The following is a 23,041-nucleotide window of genomic DNA, read 5'->3' on the forward strand; positions in this document are numbered from 1 at the left end:
TAGTTTTGAATCACTAAAAACTAATTTTAATACCTATGAAAAAACTTTTTGTTGCAGGGTTGGTAATTTTTAATGCTTTGAATGTTATTGGTCAAAGTAAGAACTCAATTAAGTTTACTGCTAAAATCGCCAATAGAAACAGCGATACATTAGTAATTAAAGGAAAAGATAATTTTAAGCAAGTAATTCCAATCAATAAAAAAGAGGTTTTTGCTGCATCTTTTGACGCTCCAAAAGGATTTTATATGTTTTCTGATGGAACAGAATCTTCAAACTTATATTTAAAACCAAATTCTGAAGTCAATTTGACTATGAATGCTAAAGAATTTGATGAGACTATTGTATATAAAGGTAAAGGTGTAGATGAAAGTAACTTTTTGGCACAGCAAGCCTTAAAAGATGAAAATTTTCAGAAAGATGCTTTCTCTAAAGAAAATGGAGAATTTACAACCTTACTTGATGCTAAATTAAAAGCAGATACAGAAAGTCTTGAAAAAGGAAATTTTGACCCAGAATTTAAAACAGCTTTAAAACGTAGTTTTGATGGTTTCCACCAATATGCTGCTGCAGAATATGAAAGAGCTGCCAAAGCCAATAAAATGGTTGGAAAAGCTTCTCCAGATTTTGATTACGACAACTTTAAAGGCGGAAAAACAAAACTCTCTGACTTGAAAGGGAAATATGTTTACATCGACCTTTGGGCAACTTGGTGCGCACCTTGTAGAGCTGAAATTCCGTATCTTCAAAAAATTGAGGAAAAATATCACGGGAAAAACATTGAATTCGTAAGTATCTCTATTGATAAATTGAAAGACAACGAAAAATGGAAAAAATTTGTAACAGATAAGCATCTTGGAGGAACACAGCTTTTTGCAGATAAAGACTGGGAATCTGAGTTTGTGGTTAATTATGGTGTAACTGGAATTCCGAGATTTATCTTAATTGATCCACAAGGAAATGTTGTTAAGTCTGAAGCACCTAGACCATCTGATCCTGAGCTTGATAAACAGCTGAGTGCATTATTGAACTAATTTATTTACGAAATTTACAACGTTATCGTAAATTAGAGTTTTTTATAAAATACCAGTAAAACCAGTGCCTGAGCGCTGGTTTTTTTATTGTCAATACTTTTCCAATGTTAAGTTTTTATTCAATGTTACCAAATTGTTAAGCAAAAGTTTGTTTAATGTAAAGTATTAACTATATTTGATAACAATTTGATAACATTCAATAACATTTAATACCTAAAGATATGAAAAAGTGTGTGATTTTAGCGGCTGTGTTATTCTCTGGAATTTTAACAGCACAAGAAACTAAACCTGAATTGGAAACTGTTGGAAATAAAGTAAAAGCTACTTACTATTATGACAATGGAAGAATACAGCAGGAAGGCTTTTTTAAAGATGGAAAATTGGACGGTGTTTGGGTATCTTATGATGAAAACGGAAATAAAACTGTAGAAGGAGAGTATACTGAAGGATTAAAAACTGGAAAATGGATGTTTTTCAATGAAAAAAATCTTTCTGAAGTAGCTTATGTAAACAGCAAAGTTAGTTCTGTTAAGAATTTACAGAAAAACCCTGTGGCCAATAGAAATTAATAAAAAGATTTATTGAGATAAATACTAAAACCGTTCTTTTCAGAGCGGTTTTTTTATGCTTTAGATTTTTTGCTTTTATATTTTCTTCCGTACCAAATAATAAATCCAGTTACAGGAAGCGCAGCTGCAAATAAACTTGCTATAAAAGCAATAATTTTTCCAGGTAAATCTAATATTTGGCCTGTGTGAATTCCGTAATTCATTTCGACAACCTGCAAACCTAGAGTTTTGTTTTCAAAAGGCTGTTTCTCAATTAATTTTCCATCATTTGGATGAAAGTAATAATTGCTCTGGTGATCGTATCTTAATGTGTGCGGATAAGCGCCTGTACTAATTATATCTCCTTTTTGCTGCGGAATTAATACAAAAAGCATTTCTGCATCTGGCTGTAGTTTTGTGGTTTGAATATAAGCGCGATCTATTGCTGTAATTGAATTGGTTTTGAATTGAGTTGTATCAATTACAGGAAGTTTTGTTTCGACTGTCTTGTCACCGCCAAAATTAAAGGCTTTGTAAATTCCGTCGCCAACCCATTCGTAAGTAAAGGTAAGTCCGGTAATCGCTAAAATTAATGCTATAATCGAAATGTAAAACCCAGAAGTATTATGCCAGTCGTAGTTTACCCGACGCCATTTTGCAGACCATTTTACTGTGAGACTTCTTTTAAGGTCAGATCTCTTTTTAGGCCACCATTGGATAAGTCCGGAAATTAATAACAGAATAAAAATAATGGTCGCACCGCCAATAATATGTTTTCCAATATAGTCGGGAAGTAGTAAATACAAGTGAATGTATTCTACAATAATAAAAAAATCTGTTTCTGGATTTTCGGTTTTTAAATATTTACCCGTGTAAGGATTGAAATAGAGGTATAGATTTTCAGTTTCAGAATAAGTATAAACAATTGCCGAACGGTTTTTGCCGTAATAAGAAACCATGCTTGTTTTATTCTGTGGTACAATCTCTTTTGCCTTTTGCTCTAAAACCGAAGGAAGGATAAAGGGTTTGCTTTGAGGTTCAACCAATCTCCATTCTTTTCGGGTAATATCTTTTATTTCATCATGAAAACAAAAAATACAGCCCGTAATGCTGATTATAAAAACAATAAGCCCAGAAATTAATCCGAGCCATTTATGTAGAAAACGTATTTTGGTTTTGAATCCCATTTTTGATTAAAAGCGTAAAAGTAGCCTCAAAATTAATATAGGACAAATTATTGTAGATTATTTTATTTGTTTTGTATGTTTATGCAAAAGATTAAATCGCGCAAGGACGCTAAGACACAAAGTTTTTTTTGCGCGGATTCTACAATCTAAGCAGATTTTTATTTTGTTCACCTTAATTTAAAAAAAAACTATAATTCTTATAATCTGTGGCAAAAAAAAATAATTAAGCAACCGCTTTTTTAGATTTTAAATGATAGGCAACATATAATGAAATCGAAGCCAGGAAAATCCAGAAAACATCAATAAAGAAAATTTGAATTTTGTTGTTTAAGAAAGATGTCCAAAACCAATCTCCAGAAACAATTCCGTTGGTAATTGGAATTAAAAATCCTAAAATACTTCCAGAGATTAAACAGAATTTGTTGGTAAAAGCATCGTTCTTTTTAATGATAAAGAAGATTGCAAGTAATAACCATCCGCCAAAATAAAGTGTAAATAGATTCGATTGGCTTAACGGATAGAAAATTTTACTTCCGATAAAAGCCAGAGCAGTAATTGGATACATGCTCAAACAAATTGCCAGATAAATACGGACAACAGCTGCGTTGAATCGTCTTTTCTTTTCAGGTATATTATTTTTCTGTCTTGCAACCAGCCAAATCATAACTCCTGAAATAATTACAAAACAGGTTATAATTCCTAAAATAAAACTCACGATTTTTAAGGCATATCCGCCATAATCACCAAAGTGAATTCGGTATAAAACATTTTTTACAACATCCAAATAACTCGTTTGCGCGATAGGATCCTTTTTAGCAATTTCTTTTCCATCAGCAATTCGGTAAACTACTTTTCCGATTCCAGTGAATTTTTTGTGATTTAAAAGTTCTCCTTCAACCAAAACATGCATATTAGCATCGCCATAGTTTTGAATAAAAACGCGGGTAATCTCAAAATCAGACCAATTCTTTTTTGTCTTTGCAACCAGATCACCAACAGAAAAAGGTTCTGCTAGTTTTTTGTTTTCAAATTTATAATCAGGATCTGTATATTCTAGTTCTTTATACAATTTATCCTGATCGCCATTATACAAAGCCATTACTGCTGGAGCAACAATTAGGAGTTTAATCATAAAAAAAGCTCCGGTAACAGCATATACAAATTGAAATGGTAAACCAATCATTCCTAAGGCTGTGTGAGCATCTGTCCACAGTGTTTTTAATTTTTCTTTCGGACGGAAAATATAGAAGTTAGAGACAATTTTTTTCCAATGAAGCAGTACTCCCGTTACAATTGCAAATAAGAAAAATAGTGCCGTAAAACCTGAAAGATAGTATCCGACTGGATACGGAATCTGCGCTAAGAAATGTAGTCGATATAATAGTTCACCTAAAGAATATGATTCTTCGTAAGTAAAAGATTTAAAATTTTTGGTGTTTAAATAGAAAAACTGTCCTTCTTTTTGTTTGGCTGGAGCAAGAGTATCTTTGGTTCCTTCCATGTAAACAGCTACTCTTTCTTCTGTAGAGGGTTTAGATATGGTAATCTTTCTGCCGTGCAAAATATATTTTTTATCGAGATGCTGCAAAGCTTTATCGTAGTCTAACTGAATTTCTTTTGTGATTGCTGTAGATTCACTTCTTTCCCAATTGATGATGTCATCTCTAAAAAAAGAAAAAGATCCAGCAAAGAAAATTACAAACAGAACTACACTGATAACGATTCCGCTGACAGTATGTGTATGAAAATAGATATTATAATGACGGTTGTTCATAAAAATTATTTCGCCGTGTTATAGGTTTGACCCAGATAGATAAAAAGACAAAAAAGCAAAGTAAGCAGAATGTAAATTCCCCAGATCTTCCAGCCGCTTTTGGCTAAAAATGCAATTACCATTAAAGCAACCCAAAGAATAAAACCAGTAAAAGCCATTGTTATTAAAACATCTGCACGACTAAACCAAGAAGCTAAAGCCAAATGAAATGTAACAGAAACAAAGTATCCTCCTAAAATAGCAGCGGTGATTTTGGTAAAACGAGGCCAAAAAGACGGATTTAAATATTTCGAATTTGCCGGCATATTCTAATGTAATTGTGGTTTTTAATTATAATAAAGTTCTAGTAACGCAACTAGAATCAGGATTGCTAAAAGGGCTTTACTGTTTACTTTTTTTAATGGTCTAAGTATGATGATTAAACTTCCAACGGTCATTAGCTGAACAAAAAACATCAAAGTACCACAGCCTAAAGACTGAGTAAAAAGCCACATCAAATAAGCAGATAATAAAAGAGCTAATCCGATGATTTTTGTGTGCTTAGGATTTTTCTGCATCCATTTTTCAAAACCTAAATCATAAGACAAAACCGCTCTTTTTGAAGTATAATAAAGCGTATAAAAAGCTAGAAAAACGATAAGGCTGGCAATTGTTATCATAATCTTAGAAATTTAAAAACCACCTTTCTCTTGCAAGAAAGGTGGTTGAATGTTTTTATTAAAATCTGTATGAGAAGTTTGCTGCAACAGTTCTCATATTTCTTGGATGAATTGTAGACCAACCATCGTAAGTATCAACATTAGTAATATTGTCTAATTTTAATGTCAAGGTATATTTTTCAGTTCCGTAGAATACTGATGAATTTAAAACAGTATAAGAAGGTAATGCAAACTGACCTATAACATTTCTGTTCATGATTAAGTTTTTATCAGCATAGTTTCCTCCAAAACCTAAACCAAAACCTTGTAAATCTCCTTGAGGGAATTTATAACTTGCCCAAAGATTTGCTAAATTTCTTGGTCCAGAACTTTCTGGTCTTTGTCCTACAAATGATGGATCTCCAGCGTTTAAGATAGCATCAACATAACTGTAACCAGCAACGATGTTTAAACCAGCAACTGGATTTGCAACGAATTCTGCTTCAAAACCTTTGTTTCTTTGTGCTCCATCTTGGAAAGCTGTTTGAGTTGTTGCACCGTAAATTACGTAAACTTGATCTTTTACTTGAATGTCATAGTAGCTGAATGTTGCGTAAAGTTTATCTTGAAACACGTTTAATTTTGTTCCAATTTCGAATTGGTTAGCATGTTCTGGTTTAAAAGTTCTTGGACGTGTAGATCCGTCAGCTAAAATTTCTGTTACTGGAGCAGAATTAGCAAAACCATCCATATAGTTTGCAAAAATCGAAACTTTATCAAGAATTGGCTGGTACACTAAACCAAATTTAGGAGAAAAAGAAGTTTGATTAAAATCATCATCTTTTGTAGCCACATTTCCAGCAGTAATAAAACGGTCCACACGTAAACTTGCCATTGCAGACAAAGCAGGAGTAAAGTTAAATACATCAGAAACATAAGCACTGTACACTTCTTGCTTTGTTCTGTTCATACTAATTCCTGCCTGTGCGATAAGAGCATCAGTCCCAGCTTTTGTTAAATTTCCATTATCTCCGTTTGTAATATAGTTAGCTGGGTCTGTAATTTGGTATAAATACTGATTTACAGTTGCAACATCTAGATTACCAATGTAAATATTACCATTTGTTACATAATTTGAACTGTTGTCAATTAATCCTCTATTAAAGTAATCCAAACCAGCAACGATTCTGTTTCTCATGTTTCCAATTTTGAAATCGCCAATAAAGTTCTGCTGAATGTCAGTTGTAAGAGTTGTTGAATTTTGGTAATTCATATAACGTGATAAAACAATTCCTTCACTGATCTCATCTGGAGCAAATTGTGTGCCTTCGTAGATATATGAATAGTATCCATCAGATGAAGATGAGCCTCTTGAAACTACAGTCTGCGAAGTCCATTGGTCATTAAATTTGTACATCATTTGACCTTGTAAGTTGTATGATGGTGTTTCAATTGCAAGTTCATTACTAGTGTAAGAACGTTTATTGTCATAACCTAATTCATCCATATTATGAACTCTTAATACAGCACCTCTGTCCAAAAATAACATAGTAGGGTTAGTTTGTTTGTTGTTCATAAATTCTGTATTGATGAAAAACGAAAGTTTGTCACTAACTTGGTATGATAATGATGGTGCAAAAAAGAATGATTTTTTGAATCCAGCATCTTGAAAACTATTTTCTGTGTGGTAAGCTGTATTTACACGGAAATTAATTTTGTGCTCTTCGTCTACCGGAGTATTAACATCTGCAGTAACTCTGTTTAAACCATTACTTCCAGCAGTATAGCTAACCTCTCCACCAAAATGATCGTAAGGTTTTTTTGTAGTTAAGTTAATTAAACCTCCGTAAGAGATTAAACTGCTTCCAAATAAAGTTCCAGATGGTCCTTTGATTACTTCAATTTTCTCAATGTTTGCAGGGTCTAAACCTCCGTTTGATAATCCTGGTAATCCATTAATCATAGTTGGCTGTACAGCGAATCCTCTTAACGAAAAATATCCTGCACCGTCACCTCCACGTCCTGTAGAAGCCCAAAGCGGTGTTAAGCCTGGAGCATTTTTTAAAGCGTCATCAATATTTGTAACAACTTGCTCTTTTAAAAGTTCGCTTGTAATTGTAGTATAAACTTGTGGGTTTTCAAGATTTTTAAGAGGTAATCTTGAAACTTGTTGTGTTTCTTTACGAGCAAATGTGTTTTTTTTAGCATTTCCATTTAAAACAATTTCATCTAATTGTTCTGAATTTGAGCTAATTATAAAATCCTCAACTAAATCATCACCGTTATTTAAGGTAATACTTTTTTCTTTTGATGAGTATCCGACAGCAGAAACTCTAATTACGTAGTTTCCTGGTTTAAGATTTTTAATTTCATAAAAACCATTGCTATCTGTATTGGTTCCTATTTTGGTTCCTTTTAATGATACCGATACATTATCAGCAGCTTCATCATTGGATAAACTAATTTGACCTTTAATAGTTGCTTTTTCCTGTGCAGAAGCTATTGTGCCCCCTAATAAGAAAAAACAAAAACTCAAAAAAGAAATTGTAAATTTAGATTTCATTTTTATTTAGAATTGATTTTAATAGCGCAAATTTACATGTTGAATACAAATCATGCAAGTTTGTTTTTATTTATTCTAAATAAAATATTTTTAAAGGGTAAAATCTACGTTTGTTTAAAAAATTAACAAATTAAGGAGATTTTAAGCTAATATTAAGCAAAAAAAACCTGTTCGTATTAATGAACAGGTTTTTTGTATAGCAGAAAATTATTATAATTACAATTCTAAAGCACGTTTAGCATCGCCATTCATTAATAATTCTACTGGATTTTCTAAAGCCTCTTTTACAGCAACCAAGAAACCAACAGACTCACGTCCGTCGATAATTCTGTGATCGTAAGAAAGGGCAACGTACATCATTGGGTGAATTTCAACTTTACCGTTTACAGCGATTGGACGCTCGATAATGTTGTGCATTCCTAAGATTCCTGACTGAGGAGGGTTTATGATTGGAGTACTTAACATACTTCCAAAAACACCACCATTAGTGATTGTGAAAGTTCCTCCAGTCATATCGTCAACTGTAATTTGACCATCACGAGCTCTTAAAGCTAATCTTTTGATTTCAGCTTCGATACCACGGAAAGTTAAAAGTTCAGCGTTACGAACAACAGGAACCATTAATCCTTTTGGTCCAGAAACTGCGATTGAGATATCAGCAAAATCATAAGCGATTTTGTAATCACCGTCCATCATTGAGTTCACATCCGGATATAATTGTAAGGCTCTTGTAACTGCTTTTGTAAAGAATGACATGAAACCTAAACCTAAACCACCATGTTTTGCTTTGAAAGCATCTTTGTATTCATTACGAATCTGGTTGATAGGCGTCATGTTTACTTCGTTGAAAGTAGTAAGCATTGCAGTTTCATTTTTAGCTGAAACTAATCTTTCTGCTACTTTACGACGTAACATTGATAATTTTGTACGCTCAGTTCCACGGCTTCCACCAGTTGGAGTTCCCATAGAAGGCACTGCATTTACAGCATCATCTTTAGTGATTCTTCCGCCTTTACCAGTTCCAGAAACTGTTGCTGGAGCAATATTTTTTTCGTCTAATATTTTTCTTGCTGCAGGAGATGGAGTTCCGGCTGCGTAACTTGTTGCTGCTGGAGCTGCTTTCGGTGCCTCAGCTTTTGGCGCTTCAGCCTTTGGAGCTTCTGCTTTTGGTGCCTCAGCTTTAGGAGCTTCAGCCGCTGGAGCTGCTGTTGCGTCACCTGCTGGTTTTGCAGCATCTGTATCAATTAAACAAACTACAGCACCTACTGCAACTGTATCACCTTCTTCTGCTTTTAGTGTAATTACACCGCTCATTTCAGCAGGCAATTCAAGAGTAGCTTTATCTGAATCTACTTCAGCAATAGCCTGATCTTTCTCTACATAATCTCCGTCTTTTACTAACCAAGTTGCAATTTCAACTTCTTTTATTGACTCCCCTGGTGATGGGACTTTCATTTCTAAAATCATCTTTGTTTTTGTTTAAGGTTTTTATGGTTTCAATCCCGACAGCTATCGGGATTAAAACTGGAAACATTTTTTTTATCTAAATAAATCTTTATCGAATACCATTCTAATTGCATCTGCATGACGACGTTTTGCACGTGTGTAGCTTCCAGATGCTGGGGCTGCATATGCTTTTAATGAAGCCAATCTCCATTTTACAAGATCAAAGTTCATTAACATAAAGCTGTAAGCTCCCATGTTTTTAGGTTCTTCCTGAGCCCAAACATAATCATCTGCATTTGGATATTTTGCAATGATTTCTTTAATCTGCTCAACTGGGAAAGGGAATAATTGCTCAATACGAACAACTGCAACATCATTTCTACCGTTGTTTTCTCTTTCTGCAGTAATATCATAGTAGAATTTACCAGTTACAAAAACTAAAGTTTTTACTGCTTTTTTATCTACTGTATTGTCGTCAATTGTTTCTTGGAAGCTTCCGCTTGCCAATTCTTCAACTGTAGATACACATCTTGGATCTCTTAATAAACTTTTTGGAGAGAAAACTACCAAAGGTTTACGGAAATTAGTTTTCATTTGTCTTCTTAACAAGTGGAAGAAGTTTGCCGGTGTTGTACAATCAGCAACATACATGTTTTGTCTTGCACAAAGTTGTAAGTAACGTTCCATTCTTGCAGATGAGTGCTCTGCACCTTGTCCTTCATATCCGTGAGGTAATAATAAAACAATACCGTTTTGGTTGTTCCATTTGTCTTCACCACATGAAATATATTGGTCAATCATAATTTGGGCTCCGTTAGAGAAATCTCCAAATTGTGCTTCCCAAATAGTTAAGGCTTTTGGATTAGCCAATGCGTACCCATAATCAAAACCAAGAACTCCGTATTCAGATAAAAGAGAATTGAATACGCCGAATTTTCCTTTTTTGTTTTCGATAGCGTCTAAAAGAATTACTTCTTCTTCAGAATCTTCAACTTTAACTACCGCGTGACGGTGAGAGAATGTACCACGCTCTACGTCTTGACCAGAAATACGAACGTCAAATCCTTCTGTTAAAAGTGAACCGTAAGCTAGAGCTTCTGCAGTTCCCCAATCGATAGTATTGTTGTCGTATCCAGCTTTTCTATCGGTAACAATTTTGGTTATTTTGTTGATGAATTTCTTGTCTTCTGGTAATGTTGAAATTGTATTAATGATAGAATCTAATCCTTCTTTACTAAAGGTAGTATCTACTTTTTGAAGCATTTGTGTATCAGTCACCTGAACAAATCCGTCCCATTCATTTTTCATGAATGGAGTTATGATTGTTAAATCTTTTTTACGAGAAGCTTCTAAATTTTCTTCTAAAGCAGATTTGTATTCTTTTTCTAAAGCATTTACATAAGATGCATCGATTACGCCGTTAGACAATAATTTCTCAGCATAGATATCTCTTGGATTCTTATGTTTAGCGATAATTTTATATAAAACCGGCTGTGTAAAACGAGGTTCGTCACCTTCGTTATGACCGTATTTTCTGTATCCTAGTAAGTCGATAAATACGTCACGTCCAAACTGCATTCTATAGTCTAATGCAAAAGACATTGCATGTACAACAGCTTCAGCATCATCAGCATTTACGTGTAAAACTGGTGAAAGTGTAACTTTGGCAACATCTGTACAATACGTAGAAGAACGAGCATCTAAGTAATTTGTCGTAAAACCAACTTGGTTGTTAATTACAATATGGATTGTTCCTCCAGTTTTATAACCATCAAGCTGAGCCATCTGAATGATTTCATATAAAATACCCTGACCTGCAATTGCAGCATCTCCGTGAACGGCGATAGGTAGTACTTTTGAAAAATCTTCTGGGAAATATTTATCTTGTTTTGCTCTTGTAATTCCTTCAATTACAGCTCCAACAGTTTCTAAGTGAGAAGGGTTTGGTGCTAAATTGATATTGATGCTTTTTCCAGATCTAGTTTTTTTATCGGCAGTTAGACCTAAGTGGTATTTTACGTCACCATCAAAGTATTCTTGGTCGTAATCTTTTCCGTCAAACTCACCAAAGATATCTTGAGTAGATTTTCCGAAGATGTTTGCCAAAACGTTCAAACGGCCACGGTGAGCCATTCCCATTACGAATTGTTCAACACCTTTCTCTGCAGCCTGCTCGATCAAAGCATCTAAAGCTGGAATAATAGATTCTCCACCTTCTAGTGAAAAACGTTTTTGTCCAACATATTTAGTGTGAAGGAAGTTCTCAAAAGAAACAGCTTCATTTAATTTATTTAAGATTGTTTTCTTTTCTTCTGTAGAAAAATTAGGCTGATTGTTATCAACTGCTAATTTATCCTGAATCCATTTTACAACACCAGGATTTCTAATGTACATATATTCAATACCGATATGCTGGCAGTAAATAGCTTTAAGGCGATTTACGATATCTTGCAAAGAAGAAGGTGCCATTCCAATTGTTTGTGCAGCATCAAAAACAGTCGAAAGATCTGCTGTAGATAATCCGAAGTTTTCGATATCCAAAGTTGGAGATGAAGTTCTACGGTCACGAACTGGATTTGTTTTTGTGAATAAATGCCCACGCGTACGGTATCCGTCAATTAATTTAAGAACGTTGAATTCTTTCTTTAGTTTTTCAGAAATCTGACTGTAATCTGTGTTGTCGCTAGTCACGTACTCCACTATAGTCTGCACTGGATTTTCGTCGTTATAAGTAGTCATTCCAAAGTCAAAACCTTGAAAGAAACTTCTCCAGCTAGGCTCAACGCTGTCTGGGTTTACTAGATATTGATCGTATAATTGTGCAAAAAACTCGGTATGCGCTGCGTTTAAAAATGAAAACCTATCCATAATATGAGTGAATATACTTTTTGTTATATAGAAAGGCAAAAGTACAACAATCACATTTATTTAAATCTTTTTTTTACGTACTTTTACGTAAAAATTTGTTAAAATAAACGTTAACTATGAATAAAATTCAATTTTCAATCGATTGCAAATATTTATTTGTGATTTTGACAGCCTTATTCTCAAGTTATTCTATTGCTCAACAAAAGTATGTTATTGATAACAGTAATAATTTCTGGGAAAAAGTACAGTTTGGCGGCGGATTAGGTTTAGGAATTGGTTCTGGTTACACCGATATTTCTGTAATGCCAAGCGCCATTTACAATGCTAACGAAATTGTTGCTGTTGGTGTTGGTTTACAATTTGGTTACTTAAACTCAAGAAATTACTATGAATCTTATGTTTATGGAGGGAGTTTGATTACGCTTGTAAATCCGATTCCCGAACTTCAATTGTCTGCAGAGTTAGAGCAGGTAAGAGTAGATACAAGATACGATTCTAATATTAACAGACCTGCTTTTTCTGATAGTTATTGGAATACTGCATTATACCTTGGGGCAGGTTACAGGACCGGAAATGTAACTATCGGAGCACGTTACGATGTTTTGTATGATCCTAATAAAAGTCTTTACGGATCGGGATTTATGCCTTTTGTGAGGGTGTATTTTTAAGGTACTGAGGTTCTAAGATGCTAAGATTCTAAGTTTCTTAGGTTTTTATAAAGAGAAAAACCTTTGCATCTTTGTGGCTTTGTACCTATTCACCTTGATTTATCTATAATAATTCCGAAACCAAACCTTCTGCCATTCTCTTTTTAAAATGAGAAAAGCAACCTGTTCAGCAAGAATCACCAAATCAGATCCATCCAATTTTTTGATTTCAATTTCAGAAACATCAATGATATAAAGAAGGTTCAAATATTCGGCAAACTTGTACTGAATCATTCTGTAGATTTTTTCGTGAAGCTGAATCTTTAATTCATCAGGAGAAATACTTAACGGAAAGTCAATTCCTTCATTTGCCAAATTAAAATCTTTATTAATCTGCTCAATCAGGTTTAAATATAGAGTCTCTGCCTGCGCTTGTTCTAAAAGTGCTTCTGTACTAATTGGTGCTACAAACATATTTATTTTAGATTTTAGATTGCTGATTTATGATTGTAGATTTTTTTTTACTGAAAACTGAAACTGAAAACTGATTACTAAACCTTACGTCCCATTAAATTTTCGCCGAAAGTTCTCAAAACATTTTTCTTTTCAGCATTAATTTCCATCTTTTCTAAAGTTTCGAAAGCCTTAAAAGTATACATTTCGATTGCTTCTTGTGTGGCTTTTGAAGCTCCAGATTCGTTAAAAATGGCTTTGGCAGTTTCTATTTTTTCTGAATTATCTTCTAATTGTAAAGTGAATAATTTTTCTAATTCTTGAGCTTTTTCTTTAGAAGAAAACTCTAAAGCTTTTAAATATAAATACGTTTTTTTGTTTTCAATAATATCGCCTCCAACTTGTTTACCAAAAGTTTCAGGATCACCAAAAGCGTCTAGATAATCATCTTGTAATTGGAAAGCCAATCCTAAATTAAGTCCAAAATCATAGATTAAATCAGCTTCTTTTTCAGAAGTTTTGGCAACAATTGCACCCATTTTCATGGCAGCAGCAACTAAAACAGCTGTTTTGTATTCGATCATTTTTAAGTATTCTGGAATCGTAACATCTTTACGAATTTCGAAATCAACATCCCACTGTTGTCCTTCGCAAACTTCAAGAGCCGTTTTACTGAATAATTTTGCCAGGTTTCTAAAAACTATCGGTTCGTATTGTTCAAAATATTGGTAAGCCAAAATAAGCATGGCATCTCCTGAAAGGATTCCAGTATTTAAATCCCATTTTTCATGAACTGTAACTTGTCCCCTTCGCAACGGTGCATCATCCATAATATCATCATGAACCAGCGAAAAATTATGAAAAACTTCAACAGCCATTGCAGCAGGGAGTGCAGCAGTATAATCAGTATCAAAAACTTCAGCAGCCATCAAAGTTAAAACAGGACGTATGCGTTTTCCGCCGAGTCCTAAAATGTATTCAATAGGTTCGTAAAGGTTTTTAGGCTCTTTATGTATGTCTTGTTTTTTAAGATAACTGATAAAAAAATCCTGGTACTGGCTAATATCGTGCATAATGAAATTCTGATTTACGAGCCTCAAAGATACAATTCAATTATTAATTTTTGCTTTCTAAATTTTATTTGATGATAAAAGTGTAAAATTTAAGCTGGGAAAGATCTAAAAATGAATTTGTTAAAATAATTCAAAAAAAACTTGGAAACTTTTTTGGTATTTACAGTTTCCTGTCTATATTTGCAGCATTAAGCGGAAACTCAAAACACTAGGAAAGTTTCCATAAGAGTTTTTGATAATTTATAAACTCATTAAAAATAGTTATTTATGAAAACAACATGGACTTTAGATTCTACACAATCAGATGTTTTAATTAAAATGAGACATTCGATAATTGCCTATTTAGGTGGAGCTACAAACAAATTTGGCGGTTATGTGAGTCTTGAAGATAATGAAATTGAAGATGCATCTGTTGAATTTTCACTGGATATTAATAATAAAACCGAAAGCTTTCAGCAAATTGATACCAATTTACAGCTTCAGGATTTTTTTGATGTTGATGAACATCCGATCATCAGTTTTAAATCGACTTCATTTCAAAAAATAAATAACAATATTAATTTCTTCAAAGGAGATTTAACGATAAAAGATGTTACCCGAGTTGTAGAACTTGATGCAGAATTTATTGGAGTGAATACTTACAATGGAGAAAAGAAAGTAGCCTTTGAAATTAAAGGTGATATTAAGCGTCAGGATTTTGGTTTAGATTACAATTCTTTTCATCATAACGGAGGACTAGCTCTTGGAAAAGATATCAAGTTAATCGCAAATCTTGAATTTAGCATATAAATCTTACATAATCATTAATTTAATGTAAAATTATTACAAAAATCATGGAAACTATTTTTTTAGATTTTAGTTTCCTAAGTATATTTGTAAGGCAATTGGGAAAATTAAAATGAAAGAGAAAATCATAGCAAAAGCCAGTGAGCTTTTTTTAAAGCTTGGCTTTAAAAGTGTTACAATGGATGATATTGCGGGAGAAATGTGTATTTCGAAAAAAACAATCTATAAGTACTTCTGTAATAAAGAAGTTTTGATTGAAGAAAGTACTTCGACGGTGCACAGACAGGTTCATGAAATTATGGATACGATTGTTGCTAAGAAGTATAATGCGATTCACGAGAATTTTGAAATTAGGGAAATGTTTCGCGACATGTTTAAAAACAATACAGATACTTCGCCTATTTATCAGTTAAAAAAACATTATCCAGAGATTTATCAGAATATTTTATCTCACGAAATTGAGCAATGCACACAATGTTTTAGAGATAATATTGAAAAAGGAATACAAGAAGGCCTTTACAGAGCAGACCTGAATGTAGAAACGTATGTGAAATTTTACTATACATTAATTTTTCATATTAATGAAAATACAGTTTCTGAAAGCGAAGCACAAAGGATAGAATTAGAAGCATTAGAATACCACACTCGTGCAATGGCAACTGAAAAGGGAGTACAGGAGTTGGAAAAACAGCTTAAAAAAATTATCAATTAATCATCATTCAAAATTAATTGTCATTATTCTTATGTGAGCGGGAAAGATAATAATGGCGGTACTATCTCAAAATTTAAAAATAAATATTTAACTACTTATGAAAAGAATCTTTCTTATATTTTTGTGCACAATTGGCTTGTCTGCCAGTGCGCAAACTACTTTAACCCTGAAAGACGCTGTCAACTACGCGCTTGTAAATAAAGCCGATGCCAAAAAGTCGAAACTTCAGGTTGAGAACAGTGAATACCAAATTCAAGAAGTACGTTCTAGAGCGTTACCTCAAATTAGCGCAAATGGAAACCTAACTTATAATCCAATTATTCAGACGACTGTTATTGATGGAGCAGGTTTCGGTGCGCCGGGAACTACAATTCAGGCAGCATTTGGACAAACTTGGACTTCGACTGCGGGTCTTTCTTTAACTCAGACGATTTTTGATCAGTCTGTTTTTACAGGATTGAAAGCAGCAAAATCTACTCGTGAATTTTATCAAATAAACGATCAGTTAACAGAAGAACAAGTTATAGAAAGAGTTGCAAATAACTACTATTCGGTTTATGTACAAAAAGAAAGACTGGTTTTATTAGACAGTAACTATGTAAACACAGCAAAAGTTCGTGATATCGTACAAGGTCAGTTTGATAACGGTTTGGCTAAAAAAATTGACTTAGATCGTATTATCGTAAAAATGTCAAACATTGATACAGAACGTCAGCAGATTAAAAATCAGATTGCTCTGCAGGAAAATGCTTTGAAGTTTTATATGGGAATGCCTATTGAAACTCAAATCGAAATGCCAAAAGAAGAATTTGAAGTTGTTCCTGCAGCTTTAACAGAAGAACCAAATATTGAAAATAGAACAGAATATCTGCTTTTGAAAAAACAAGAGGAGCTTTTAGTATACAATAAAAAAGCTGTTGAAGCAGGATATTATCCTACGCTTTCATTAAGTGCTGGTTACAATTATATTGGTCAAGGTCCTGAATTTCCTTGGTTTGCAAAACCAGACAAAGGAGTTTACTGGTCAGATTTCTCTGCCATTGGATTAAATTTACATGTGCCAATCTTTACAGGCTTCGGAACTCGTGCGAGAGTAAGACAGGCAGATGTTGAAATCAGATCTCTTCAGGAAGATATCAAAGACACCAAACTTTCACTTGATTTAGATTATAGAAATGCAATAACGCAAATCAACAATAATCTTGTAACAATCGAGAATCAAAAGGAAAACATGCGTTTGGCAACGGAAATCCTTAGCAATACAAAAAACAATTATCTTCAAGGTTTAGCATCTTTAACCGATTTGTTAGACGCTGAAAATGCATCACTTGAAGCTCAAAACAATTATACAAGAGCAGTTTTAAATTATAAAATTGCCGAAATATCTCTAATCAAATCGAAAGGCGAACTTAAATCTCTTATTAAATAACTAATTACAATGAAGAAAATAATTATAACAATCGTAATCATAGCCGTAGCATTTTTCGGGATTAGCTACATTTTAAATAAAAATAAGGCAGAAAACGAAGGTAAAACTGCAATCGTAGCAGAGAAAAATGCTGCGGTTTCTGTAAAAGTAGCAACAGTTAAAACAGAAGATGTTAATCTTGGTTTTACTGCAAATGGAAACTTTGCTCCAATTCAAGAATTAACTTTTTCTGCAGAGAAATCTGGAAAAGTAATTAGTGTGTTAGCTAAAGAAGGTGATTATGTAAGAGTTGGACAAACATTATTAACCGTAAGAGGTGATGTTATCAATGTAAGTGCACAACAAGCTCAGGCAGTTTATCAAAACGCAAAATCTGATTATGCGAGATACGAAAATGCTTTTAAAACTGGCGGTGTTACAAAACAACAGTTAGATCAGGCAAAATTGGCTTTGACAAATGCTCAGTCTAGTTTGACACAAGCGAATATTAATGTTGGAGATACTAAAGTAAAAGCGCCAATTAACGGATACATCAATAAAAAATATATTGAGCCAGGATCTATTTTAGCAGGAATGCCGGCAACTGCTTTGTTTGATATCGTAAACGTTTCTAAATTAAAATTGACTGTTACAGTTAACGAAAGCCAGGTAGCAAGTTTAAAATTAGGAAATACTGTAAATATTACAGCAAGCGTTTATCCTGATAAAACTTTCTCTGGAAAAATCACTTTCATTGCTTCAAAAGCAGATGCTTCTTTAAACTTTCCAGTTGAAATTGAAATCACAAATAATGCAAATAACGACTTAAAAGCAGGTATGTACGGAACTGCAAACTTTGGTGCAAATAACCAAAAACAAAACTTGAAAGTGGTTCCTAGAAATGCATTTGTTGGAAGTGTAAGCAGCAACGAAATTTTCGTGGTTGAAAATAACGTGGCAAAATTGAAAAAAGTGGTTGCTGGAAGAATCTTAGGAGACAAAGTTGAAATCATCAATGGTTTGAATGACGGAGATACTGTAATTGTTACAGGTCAAATCAATTTACAAGACGGAAATACAGTAGAAATTATTAAGTAAGCTTTAAGCTATAGGCAAGAAGCTTTTTAAAAGCTTAAAGCCTAGAGCCTAAAAACAAGATATGAAATTAAACCTTAAAGCTTAAAGCCTACAGCCTAAAGCCTATAGCATTAAAAAAATATGAAATTAGCCGAAATATCCATAAAACGTCCGTCGTTAGTAATTGTATTGTTTACAATTCTGATTCTTGGTGGATTGTTCAGTTACAGCCAGTTAGGCTACGAGCTGATCCCAAAATTCGAAACCAATGTTATTACGGTTTCAACTGTTTATCCGGGTGCTTCTCCAAGCGAGGTTGAAAATACCGTAACAAAGAAAATTGAGGATGCGATTGCGTCTTTGGAAAATATCAAAAAAATTGACTCGAAATCTTATGAGAGTTTATCTGTAGTATCAATTACATTGCTTTCTACTGCAAATGTTGATATTTCGATGAATGATGCGCAGCGAAAAATTAATGCGATTTTGAGTGATCTTCCAGATGATGCTGATCCGCCTTCGTTAACCAAATTCTCTTTGAGTGATTTACCAATTATGACGCTAGGTGCGAATGGTAAAATGGACGAAGCTGCTTTTTATGATTTGATTGATAAAAAGATTGCTCCAGTTTTATCTCGTGTGCAAGGTGTTGCTCAGGTAAATATTATTGGCGGGCAGGAACGTGAGATCCAAGTAAACCTTGACGCAGTAAAAATGCAAGGGTACGGACTTTCTGTTCCTCAAGTTCAGCAGACAATTTTAACTTCGAATCTGGATTTCCCTACGGGTAACATTCAAACTCGTAATCAAAAAATATTAATTCGTTTAGCGGGTAAATATAAAAATGTTGAGGAATTAAGAAATTTAGTAGTTTCTTCACAAGACGGAATTCAAGTTCGTTTAGGAGATATTGCTGATGTTCAAGATACACAAAAAATCGCGGAAAAAATTGCGCGTGTTGATCAAAAAAGTGCAATTGTACTTCAAATTGTAAAACAATCAGATGCAAATGCCGTTGCGGTAAGTGAGCAGTTGGTTAAAACAATCAAAACATTAGAGAGCGATTACAAATCAGCTCAATTGAAATTAGATGTCGCAAAAGACAGTACTGTATTTACATTAGAAGCAGCAGATTCTGTTGTACACGATTTATTAATCGCGGTTATTCTGGTAGCATTTGTAATGTTGTTCTTCTTGCACAGTATTAGAAACTCATTAATCGTAATGGTATCTATTCCTGCGTCTTTGATTGCTACATTTATTGGAATCTATTTATTAGGTTACACGCTTAACTTGATGAGTTTGCTTGGTTTATCTCTTGTTGTTGGTATCCTTGTGGATGATGCCATCGTGGTATTGGAGAATATTTACCGACACATGGAGATGGGTAAAAGTAAAATTCGTGCTTCTTATGATGGAACTGCCGAAATTGGTGGTACAGTAACTTCGATTACATTAGTAATTGTGGTGGTATTCTTACCAATTGCAATGAGTACCGGATTGGTATCTAACATTATTACACAATTCTGTGTTACGGTAATTATATCAACAATGTTCTCATTATTAGCTTCATTTACTATTATTCCGTGGTTGTCTTCACGTTTTGGAAAATTAGAGCATATTGAAGGTAAAAACATTTTCGGAAAAGTTATTCTTGGTTTCGAAAGCTATTTAACTCGTTTTACGAACTGGATATCAGACCTATTGAACTGGTGTTTAGATCACTATATTAAAACTATTGTAGTTGTATTAGTAATGTTCTTTGGATCGATCTTCTGGTTAATGGGAGGAGGTTATATTGGAGGAGAGTTCTTCGCATCATCTGATAGTGGTGAGTTCTTAGTGCAGATTGAGATGCCAAAAGATGCTTCGTTAGAGCAGACTAACTTTATGACGCAAAAAGCAGAAGCTTTCTTAAAAGGAGAGAAATATGTTTTCAGCCAAATTACAACTGTTGGACAAACCAGTGAAGGTTTAGGAGCTGCACAGGCAACTGCGTACAAAGCAGAGATCGACGTTAAAATGATCGAACAAAAAGATCGTACAGATGATGCCAACGTTTATGCTGCTAAAACAAAACGTAAGCTGGAAAAAATCTTAGTTGGAGCTAAAGTAAAAACGGTTCCTGTAGGTATTTTGGGTACTGCTGAGGACGCTACTTTAGGTTTGATCGTAACAGGGCCAAACGTAGAAAGTGCAATGAAATTTGCTAAAATGGCAGAGGCTGAATTACGTACTATTCCTGGAACAACTGAGATTAAATTAACAGTTGAAGACGGAAACCCAGAGATTAACGTTCAGGTTGACAGAGATAAAATGGCTGCCTTAGGATTAACTCTTCAAACAGTTGGTTTAACCATGCAGACAGCTTATAGTGGTAATACCGACGGTAAATTTAGAGCTGGTGAATATGAATACGATATCAACATCAAATACAACGAATTTGATAGAAAAAACATTACCGATGTTAGTAATTTGATTTTTGTAAACAATGCAGGCCAGCAAATTAAATTAAACCAATTTGCTACAATTACAGAAGGTTCTGGACCAAGTAAATTAGAGCGTAGAGATAAAACTGCTTCTGTAACCGTACAAGGTCAGAACGTTGGGGTGCCAGCAGGAACAATTGTAACACAATGGCAAGAAAAGCTAGATAAATTGCAAAAACCAACAGGAGTTAATTACATCTGGGGTGGTGACCAAGAAAACCAATCAGAAGGTTTTGGTACATTAGGAATTGCATTATTAGCGGCTATTATTTTGGTTTACCTTGTAATGGTTGGTTTATATGATAGTTTTGTTCACCCGTTTGTAGTATTATTTGCAATTCCGCTTTCATTTATTGGAGTTTTATTTGCATTGGCATTAACAAACAATACATTGAACATCTTTACAATTCTAGGGGTCATTATGTTGATTGGTCTGGTGTGTAAGAATGCGATCATGCTTGTCGATTATACTAATCAGCGAAGAGCGGCTGGAGAATCGATTAGAACAGCATTAATTCAGGCTAACCACGCGCGTTTACGTCCGATCTTAATGACAACAATTGCGATGGTGTTTGGTATGTTCCCAATTGCATTAGCAGCTGGAGCTGGAGCAGAATGGAAAAACGGATTGGCTTGGGTAATTATTGGAGGTTTGATCTCGTCATTATTCCTTACATTAATTGTAGTTCCTGTAATCTATGATATTATGGAGAAAATCATTAGAAAATTCTCTAAAGGAGAAAAAATCGATTACGAAGCTGAAATGGTTGCCGATTATGAGCATACAGAATTAAGTGAAGACGGTTTTAATCCGAAACATACACACTAATAGTTTTAATTTTCAATACTGAAATTCCAAAGTCCGAATTTGGAATTTCCCCATTAGAATCCCAAGTTCCTTCAATTAGGAATTTGGGATTTTTTTGATTCTTGAAAAATATAGAGATAATTTTAAATCATTTAATAATGAAATTCAAGTTCCTTCAAATTTGAATTTGGAATTTTAGTATTGGAATTTAAGCCTTGAGATTTGGATTTTTTTATTGTTAATTTAAAAATCTGTTTATTTGCATCACCTTACTAAACTTACTATGCTACAAAAAGATAAATCTGCGGCAATTGGTTTTATTTTCATAACCATGTTAATTGACATTACAGGATGGGGAATTATTATACCTGTAATTCCAAAATTAATTGAAGAATTGATTCACGGTGACATCAGCGAAGCGGCAAAAATAGGAGGCTGGTTAACTTTCGCGTATGCGATAACCCAATTTGTTTTTGCTCCTGTAATTGGGAATTTAAGTGATAAATTCGGAAGGAGACCCATTATATTAATCTCACTTTTCGGATTTTCATTAGACTATATTTTACTTGCTTTTTCTCCCACAATTGTCTGGCTTTTTATAGGAAGAATTATCGCCGGAGTTACCGGAGCCAGTATTACAACTGCTTCAGCATATATTGCAGATGTGAGTACAGCCGAAAATAGAGCTAAAAACTTCGGATTGATTGGTGCCGCTTTTGGCTTAGGTTTTATAATCGGACCAGTTATTGGCGGATTATTAGGGCAATATGGGTCAAGAGTTCCTTTTTACGCAGCAGCGGTTTTGTGTATGGTAAACTTCCTTTACGGTTTTTTTATTTTACCAGAGTCTTTGAAAAAAGAAAATCGCAGACCTTTTGACTGGAGACGTGCCAATCCTGTTGGGGCTATCTTAGGATTAAGAAAATATCCAACTTTAATTGGCTTAATTGCAGCGATATTTTTATTGTATGTAGGTTCTCATGCCGTACAAAGTAACTGGAGCTTTTTTACCATTTATCAGTTTAATTGGGATGAGAGAATGATCGGAATTTCATTAGGTATAATTGGTCTCTTAGTTGGAGTGGTACAAGGCGGATTAGTTCGTTTTATTAACCCGAGATTAGGAAACGAAAAAAGTGTTTATATAGGATTGGCTTTATACACAATTGGAATGCTTTTGTTTGCTTTTGCAACAGAAAGCTGGATGATGTTTGTATTCTTAATTCCATATTGTCTTGGCGGAATTGCCGGCCCAGCTCTGCAGTCAGTTGTGGCCAGTAAAGTGGAACCAAGCGAGCAGGGAGAAATTCAGGGAACCTTAACCAGTTTAATGAGTGCTTCTTCTATTATTGGTCCGCCTACGATGGCAAATACCTTTTACTTTTTCACGCATGATGATGCACCGTTTAAATTTGCTGGAGCACCTTTTATTTTGGGAGGTGTTTTAATGTTATTGAGTACGGTTGTGGCTTATTTTTCGTTGAGGAAACATAGGGCTTAAAAAAAATACCAGTAAATTTTAAATTTCATTAA

General features: G+C 34.0%; 18 protein-coding genes. 9 read left to right on the forward strand and 9 right to left on the reverse strand.

Features of this window, described 5'->3' with window-relative positions; translation table 11 throughout:
• The first annotated feature begins 35 nt into the window (after positions 1-35).
• Both HYN86_RS05695 and HYN86_RS05700 read left to right on the forward strand, forming a co-directional pair.
• Positions 36-1,031, forward strand: coding sequence for a TlpA family protein disulfide reductase (locus HYN86_RS05695; RefSeq protein ID WP_113677164.1), 996 nt, complete (start codon positions 36-38; stop codon positions 1,029-1,031).
• Positions 1,032-1,252: 221 nt separating this feature from the next.
• Positions 1,253-1,600, forward strand: a complete 348-nt coding sequence (locus HYN86_RS05700) for a toxin-antitoxin system YwqK family antitoxin (protein WP_113677165.1) — start codon at positions 1,253-1,255, stop codon at positions 1,598-1,600.
• Positions 1,601-1,653: 53 nt separating this feature from the next.
• On the opposite strand, the gene HYN86_RS05705 is transcribed toward HYN86_RS05700, so the two are convergent.
• From HYN86_RS05705 to HYN86_RS05735, 7 genes are all read right to left on the reverse strand, one after another.
• A complete protein-coding gene (locus tag HYN86_RS05705) occupies positions 1,654-2,766 on the reverse strand; it encodes a PepSY-associated TM helix domain-containing protein (protein WP_113677166.1) in 1,113 nt (370 codons plus the stop codon).
• 223 nt (positions 2,767-2,989) lie between these two features.
• Positions 2,990-4,540, reverse strand: a complete 1,551-nt coding sequence (locus tag HYN86_RS05710) for a PepSY-associated TM helix domain-containing protein (RefSeq protein ID WP_113677167.1) — start codon at positions 4,538-4,540, stop codon at positions 2,990-2,992.
• 5 nt (positions 4,541-4,545) lie between these two features.
• The gene (locus HYN86_RS05715; protein ID WP_113677168.1) at positions 4,546-4,845 is read right to left on the reverse strand and encodes a hypothetical protein; all 300 of its coding nucleotides are present in this window, start codon (positions 4,843-4,845) and stop codon (positions 4,546-4,548) included.
• Positions 4,846-4,866: 21 nt separating this feature from the next.
• Positions 4,867-5,199, reverse strand: coding sequence for a hypothetical protein (locus tag HYN86_RS05720; protein ID WP_113677169.1), 333 nt, complete (start codon positions 5,197-5,199; stop codon positions 4,867-4,869).
• 58 nt (positions 5,200-5,257) lie between these two features.
• Positions 5,258-7,741 (reverse strand): TonB-dependent receptor, encoded by a 2,484-nt coding sequence (locus tag HYN86_RS05725; protein ID WP_113677170.1) that lies wholly within the window; start codon positions 7,739-7,741, stop codon positions 5,258-5,260.
• A gap of 216 nt (positions 7,742-7,957) precedes the next feature.
• Entirely contained in the window at positions 7,958-9,208 is a 1,251-nt protein-coding gene (gene odhB / locus HYN86_RS05730) for a 2-oxoglutarate dehydrogenase complex dihydrolipoyllysine-residue succinyltransferase (protein ID WP_113677171.1), read from the reverse strand.
• 72 nt (positions 9,209-9,280) lie between these two features.
• Positions 9,281-12,055, reverse strand: coding sequence for a 2-oxoglutarate dehydrogenase E1 component (locus HYN86_RS05735; RefSeq protein ID WP_113677172.1), 2,775 nt, complete (start codon positions 12,053-12,055; stop codon positions 9,281-9,283).
• Between the two features lie 116 nt (positions 12,056-12,171).
• On the opposite strand from HYN86_RS05735, the gene HYN86_RS05740 reads away from it, so the two are divergent.
• Positions 12,172-12,723, forward strand: a complete 552-nt coding sequence (locus HYN86_RS05740; RefSeq protein ID WP_113677173.1) for a hypothetical protein — start codon at positions 12,172-12,174, stop codon at positions 12,721-12,723.
• A 99-nt stretch (positions 12,724-12,822) separates the two neighbouring features.
• On the opposite strand, the gene HYN86_RS05745 is transcribed toward HYN86_RS05740, so the two are convergent.
• Entirely contained in the window at positions 12,823-13,176 is a 354-nt protein-coding gene (locus tag HYN86_RS05745; RefSeq protein WP_113677174.1) for a hypothetical protein, read from the reverse strand.
• 77 nt (positions 13,177-13,253) lie between these two features.
• Positions 13,254-14,228, reverse strand: coding sequence for a polyprenyl synthetase family protein (locus HYN86_RS05750; RefSeq protein ID WP_113677175.1), 975 nt, complete (start codon positions 14,226-14,228; stop codon positions 13,254-13,256).
• A gap of 267 nt (positions 14,229-14,495) precedes the next feature.
• On the opposite strand from HYN86_RS05750, the gene HYN86_RS05755 reads away from it, so the two are divergent.
• The 6 genes from HYN86_RS05755 (at position 14,496) to HYN86_RS05780 (ending at position 23,009) form a co-directional block, all read left to right on the forward strand.
• Positions 14,496-15,017, forward strand: a complete 522-nt coding sequence (locus HYN86_RS05755) for a YceI family protein (protein WP_113677176.1) — start codon at positions 14,496-14,498, stop codon at positions 15,015-15,017.
• A gap of 109 nt (positions 15,018-15,126) precedes the next feature.
• Positions 15,127-15,726 carry a TetR/AcrR family transcriptional regulator gene (locus tag HYN86_RS05760; RefSeq protein WP_113677177.1) on the forward strand — a complete coding sequence of 200 codons (600 nt, stop codon included), beginning with the start codon at positions 15,127-15,129 and terminating at the stop codon, positions 15,724-15,726.
• 97 nt (positions 15,727-15,823) lie between these two features.
• Positions 15,824-17,155, forward strand: a complete 1,332-nt coding sequence (locus HYN86_RS05765) for a TolC family protein (protein ID WP_113677178.1) — start codon at positions 15,824-15,826, stop codon at positions 17,153-17,155.
• Positions 17,156-17,164: 9 nt separating this feature from the next.
• Complete coding sequence (locus tag HYN86_RS05770) at positions 17,165-18,232, forward strand: efflux RND transporter periplasmic adaptor subunit (RefSeq protein WP_113677179.1); 1,068 nt, start codon at positions 17,165-17,167, stop codon at positions 18,230-18,232.
• A gap of 120 nt (positions 18,233-18,352) precedes the next feature.
• Positions 18,353-21,529, forward strand: coding sequence for an efflux RND transporter permease subunit (locus HYN86_RS05775; RefSeq protein WP_113677180.1), 3,177 nt, complete (start codon positions 18,353-18,355; stop codon positions 21,527-21,529).
• A gap of 262 nt (positions 21,530-21,791) precedes the next feature.
• Positions 21,792-23,009 carry a TCR/Tet family MFS transporter gene (locus HYN86_RS05780; protein ID WP_113677181.1) on the forward strand — a complete coding sequence of 406 codons (1,218 nt, stop codon included), beginning with the start codon at positions 21,792-21,794 and terminating at the stop codon, positions 23,007-23,009.
• The last annotated feature ends 32 nt before the right edge of the window (positions 23,010-23,041 follow it).

The sequence above is a fragment of the Flavobacterium fluviale genome (assembly GCF_003312915.1).
GTDB classification, from domain to species: Bacteria; Bacteroidota; Bacteroidia; order Flavobacteriales; family Flavobacteriaceae; genus Flavobacterium; species Flavobacterium fluviale.

What these genes read in the sequence shown, in the direction of transcription:
- HYN86_RS05750 (WP_113677175.1), bottom strand. Translation starts at nt 14,228, where the DNA reads ATGCACGATATTAGCCAGTACCAGGATTTTTTTATCAGTTATCTTAAA.
- HYN86_RS05715 (WP_113677168.1), bottom strand. Translation starts at nt 4,845, where the DNA reads ATGCCGGCAAATTCGAAATATTTAAATCCGTCTTTTTGGCCTCGTTTT.
- HYN86_RS05700 (WP_113677165.1), top strand. Translation starts at nt 1,253, where the DNA reads ATGAAAAAGTGTGTGATTTTAGCGGCTGTGTTATTCTCTGGAATTTTA.
- HYN86_RS05725 (WP_113677170.1), bottom strand. Translation starts at nt 7,741, where the DNA reads ATGAAATCTAAATTTACAATTTCTTTTTTGAGTTTTTGTTTTTTCTTA.
- HYN86_RS05770 (WP_113677179.1), top strand. Translation starts at nt 17,165, where the DNA reads ATGAAGAAAATAATTATAACAATCGTAATCATAGCCGTAGCATTTTTC.
- HYN86_RS05735 (WP_113677172.1), bottom strand. Translation starts at nt 12,055, where the DNA reads ATGGATAGGTTTTCATTTTTAAACGCAGCGCATACCGAGTTTTTTGCA.
- HYN86_RS05765 (WP_113677178.1), top strand. Translation starts at nt 15,824, where the DNA reads ATGAAAAGAATCTTTCTTATATTTTTGTGCACAATTGGCTTGTCTGCC.
- HYN86_RS05780 (WP_113677181.1), top strand. Translation starts at nt 21,792, where the DNA reads ATGCTACAAAAAGATAAATCTGCGGCAATTGGTTTTATTTTCATAACC.
- HYN86_RS05755 (WP_113677176.1), top strand. Translation starts at nt 14,496, where the DNA reads ATGAAAACAACATGGACTTTAGATTCTACACAATCAGATGTTTTAATT.
- HYN86_RS05760 (WP_113677177.1), top strand. Translation starts at nt 15,127, where the DNA reads ATGAAAGAGAAAATCATAGCAAAAGCCAGTGAGCTTTTTTTAAAGCTT.
- HYN86_RS05745 (WP_113677174.1), bottom strand. Translation starts at nt 13,176, where the DNA reads ATGTTTGTAGCACCAATTAGTACAGAAGCACTTTTAGAACAAGCGCAG.
- HYN86_RS05775 (WP_113677180.1), top strand. Translation starts at nt 18,353, where the DNA reads ATGAAATTAGCCGAAATATCCATAAAACGTCCGTCGTTAGTAATTGTA.
- HYN86_RS05710 (WP_113677167.1), bottom strand. Translation starts at nt 4,540, where the DNA reads ATGAACAACCGTCATTATAATATCTATTTTCATACACATACTGTCAGC.
- HYN86_RS05695 (WP_113677164.1), top strand. Translation starts at nt 36, where the DNA reads ATGAAAAAACTTTTTGTTGCAGGGTTGGTAATTTTTAATGCTTTGAAT.
- odhB (WP_113677171.1), bottom strand. Translation starts at nt 9,208, where the DNA reads ATGATTTTAGAAATGAAAGTCCCATCACCAGGGGAGTCAATAAAAGAA.
- HYN86_RS05705 (WP_113677166.1), bottom strand. Translation starts at nt 2,766, where the DNA reads ATGGGATTCAAAACCAAAATACGTTTTCTACATAAATGGCTCGGATTA.
- HYN86_RS05740 (WP_113677173.1), top strand. Translation starts at nt 12,172, where the DNA reads ATGAATAAAATTCAATTTTCAATCGATTGCAAATATTTATTTGTGATT.
- HYN86_RS05720 (WP_113677169.1), bottom strand. Translation starts at nt 5,199, where the DNA reads ATGATAACAATTGCCAGCCTTATCGTTTTTCTAGCTTTTTATACGCTT.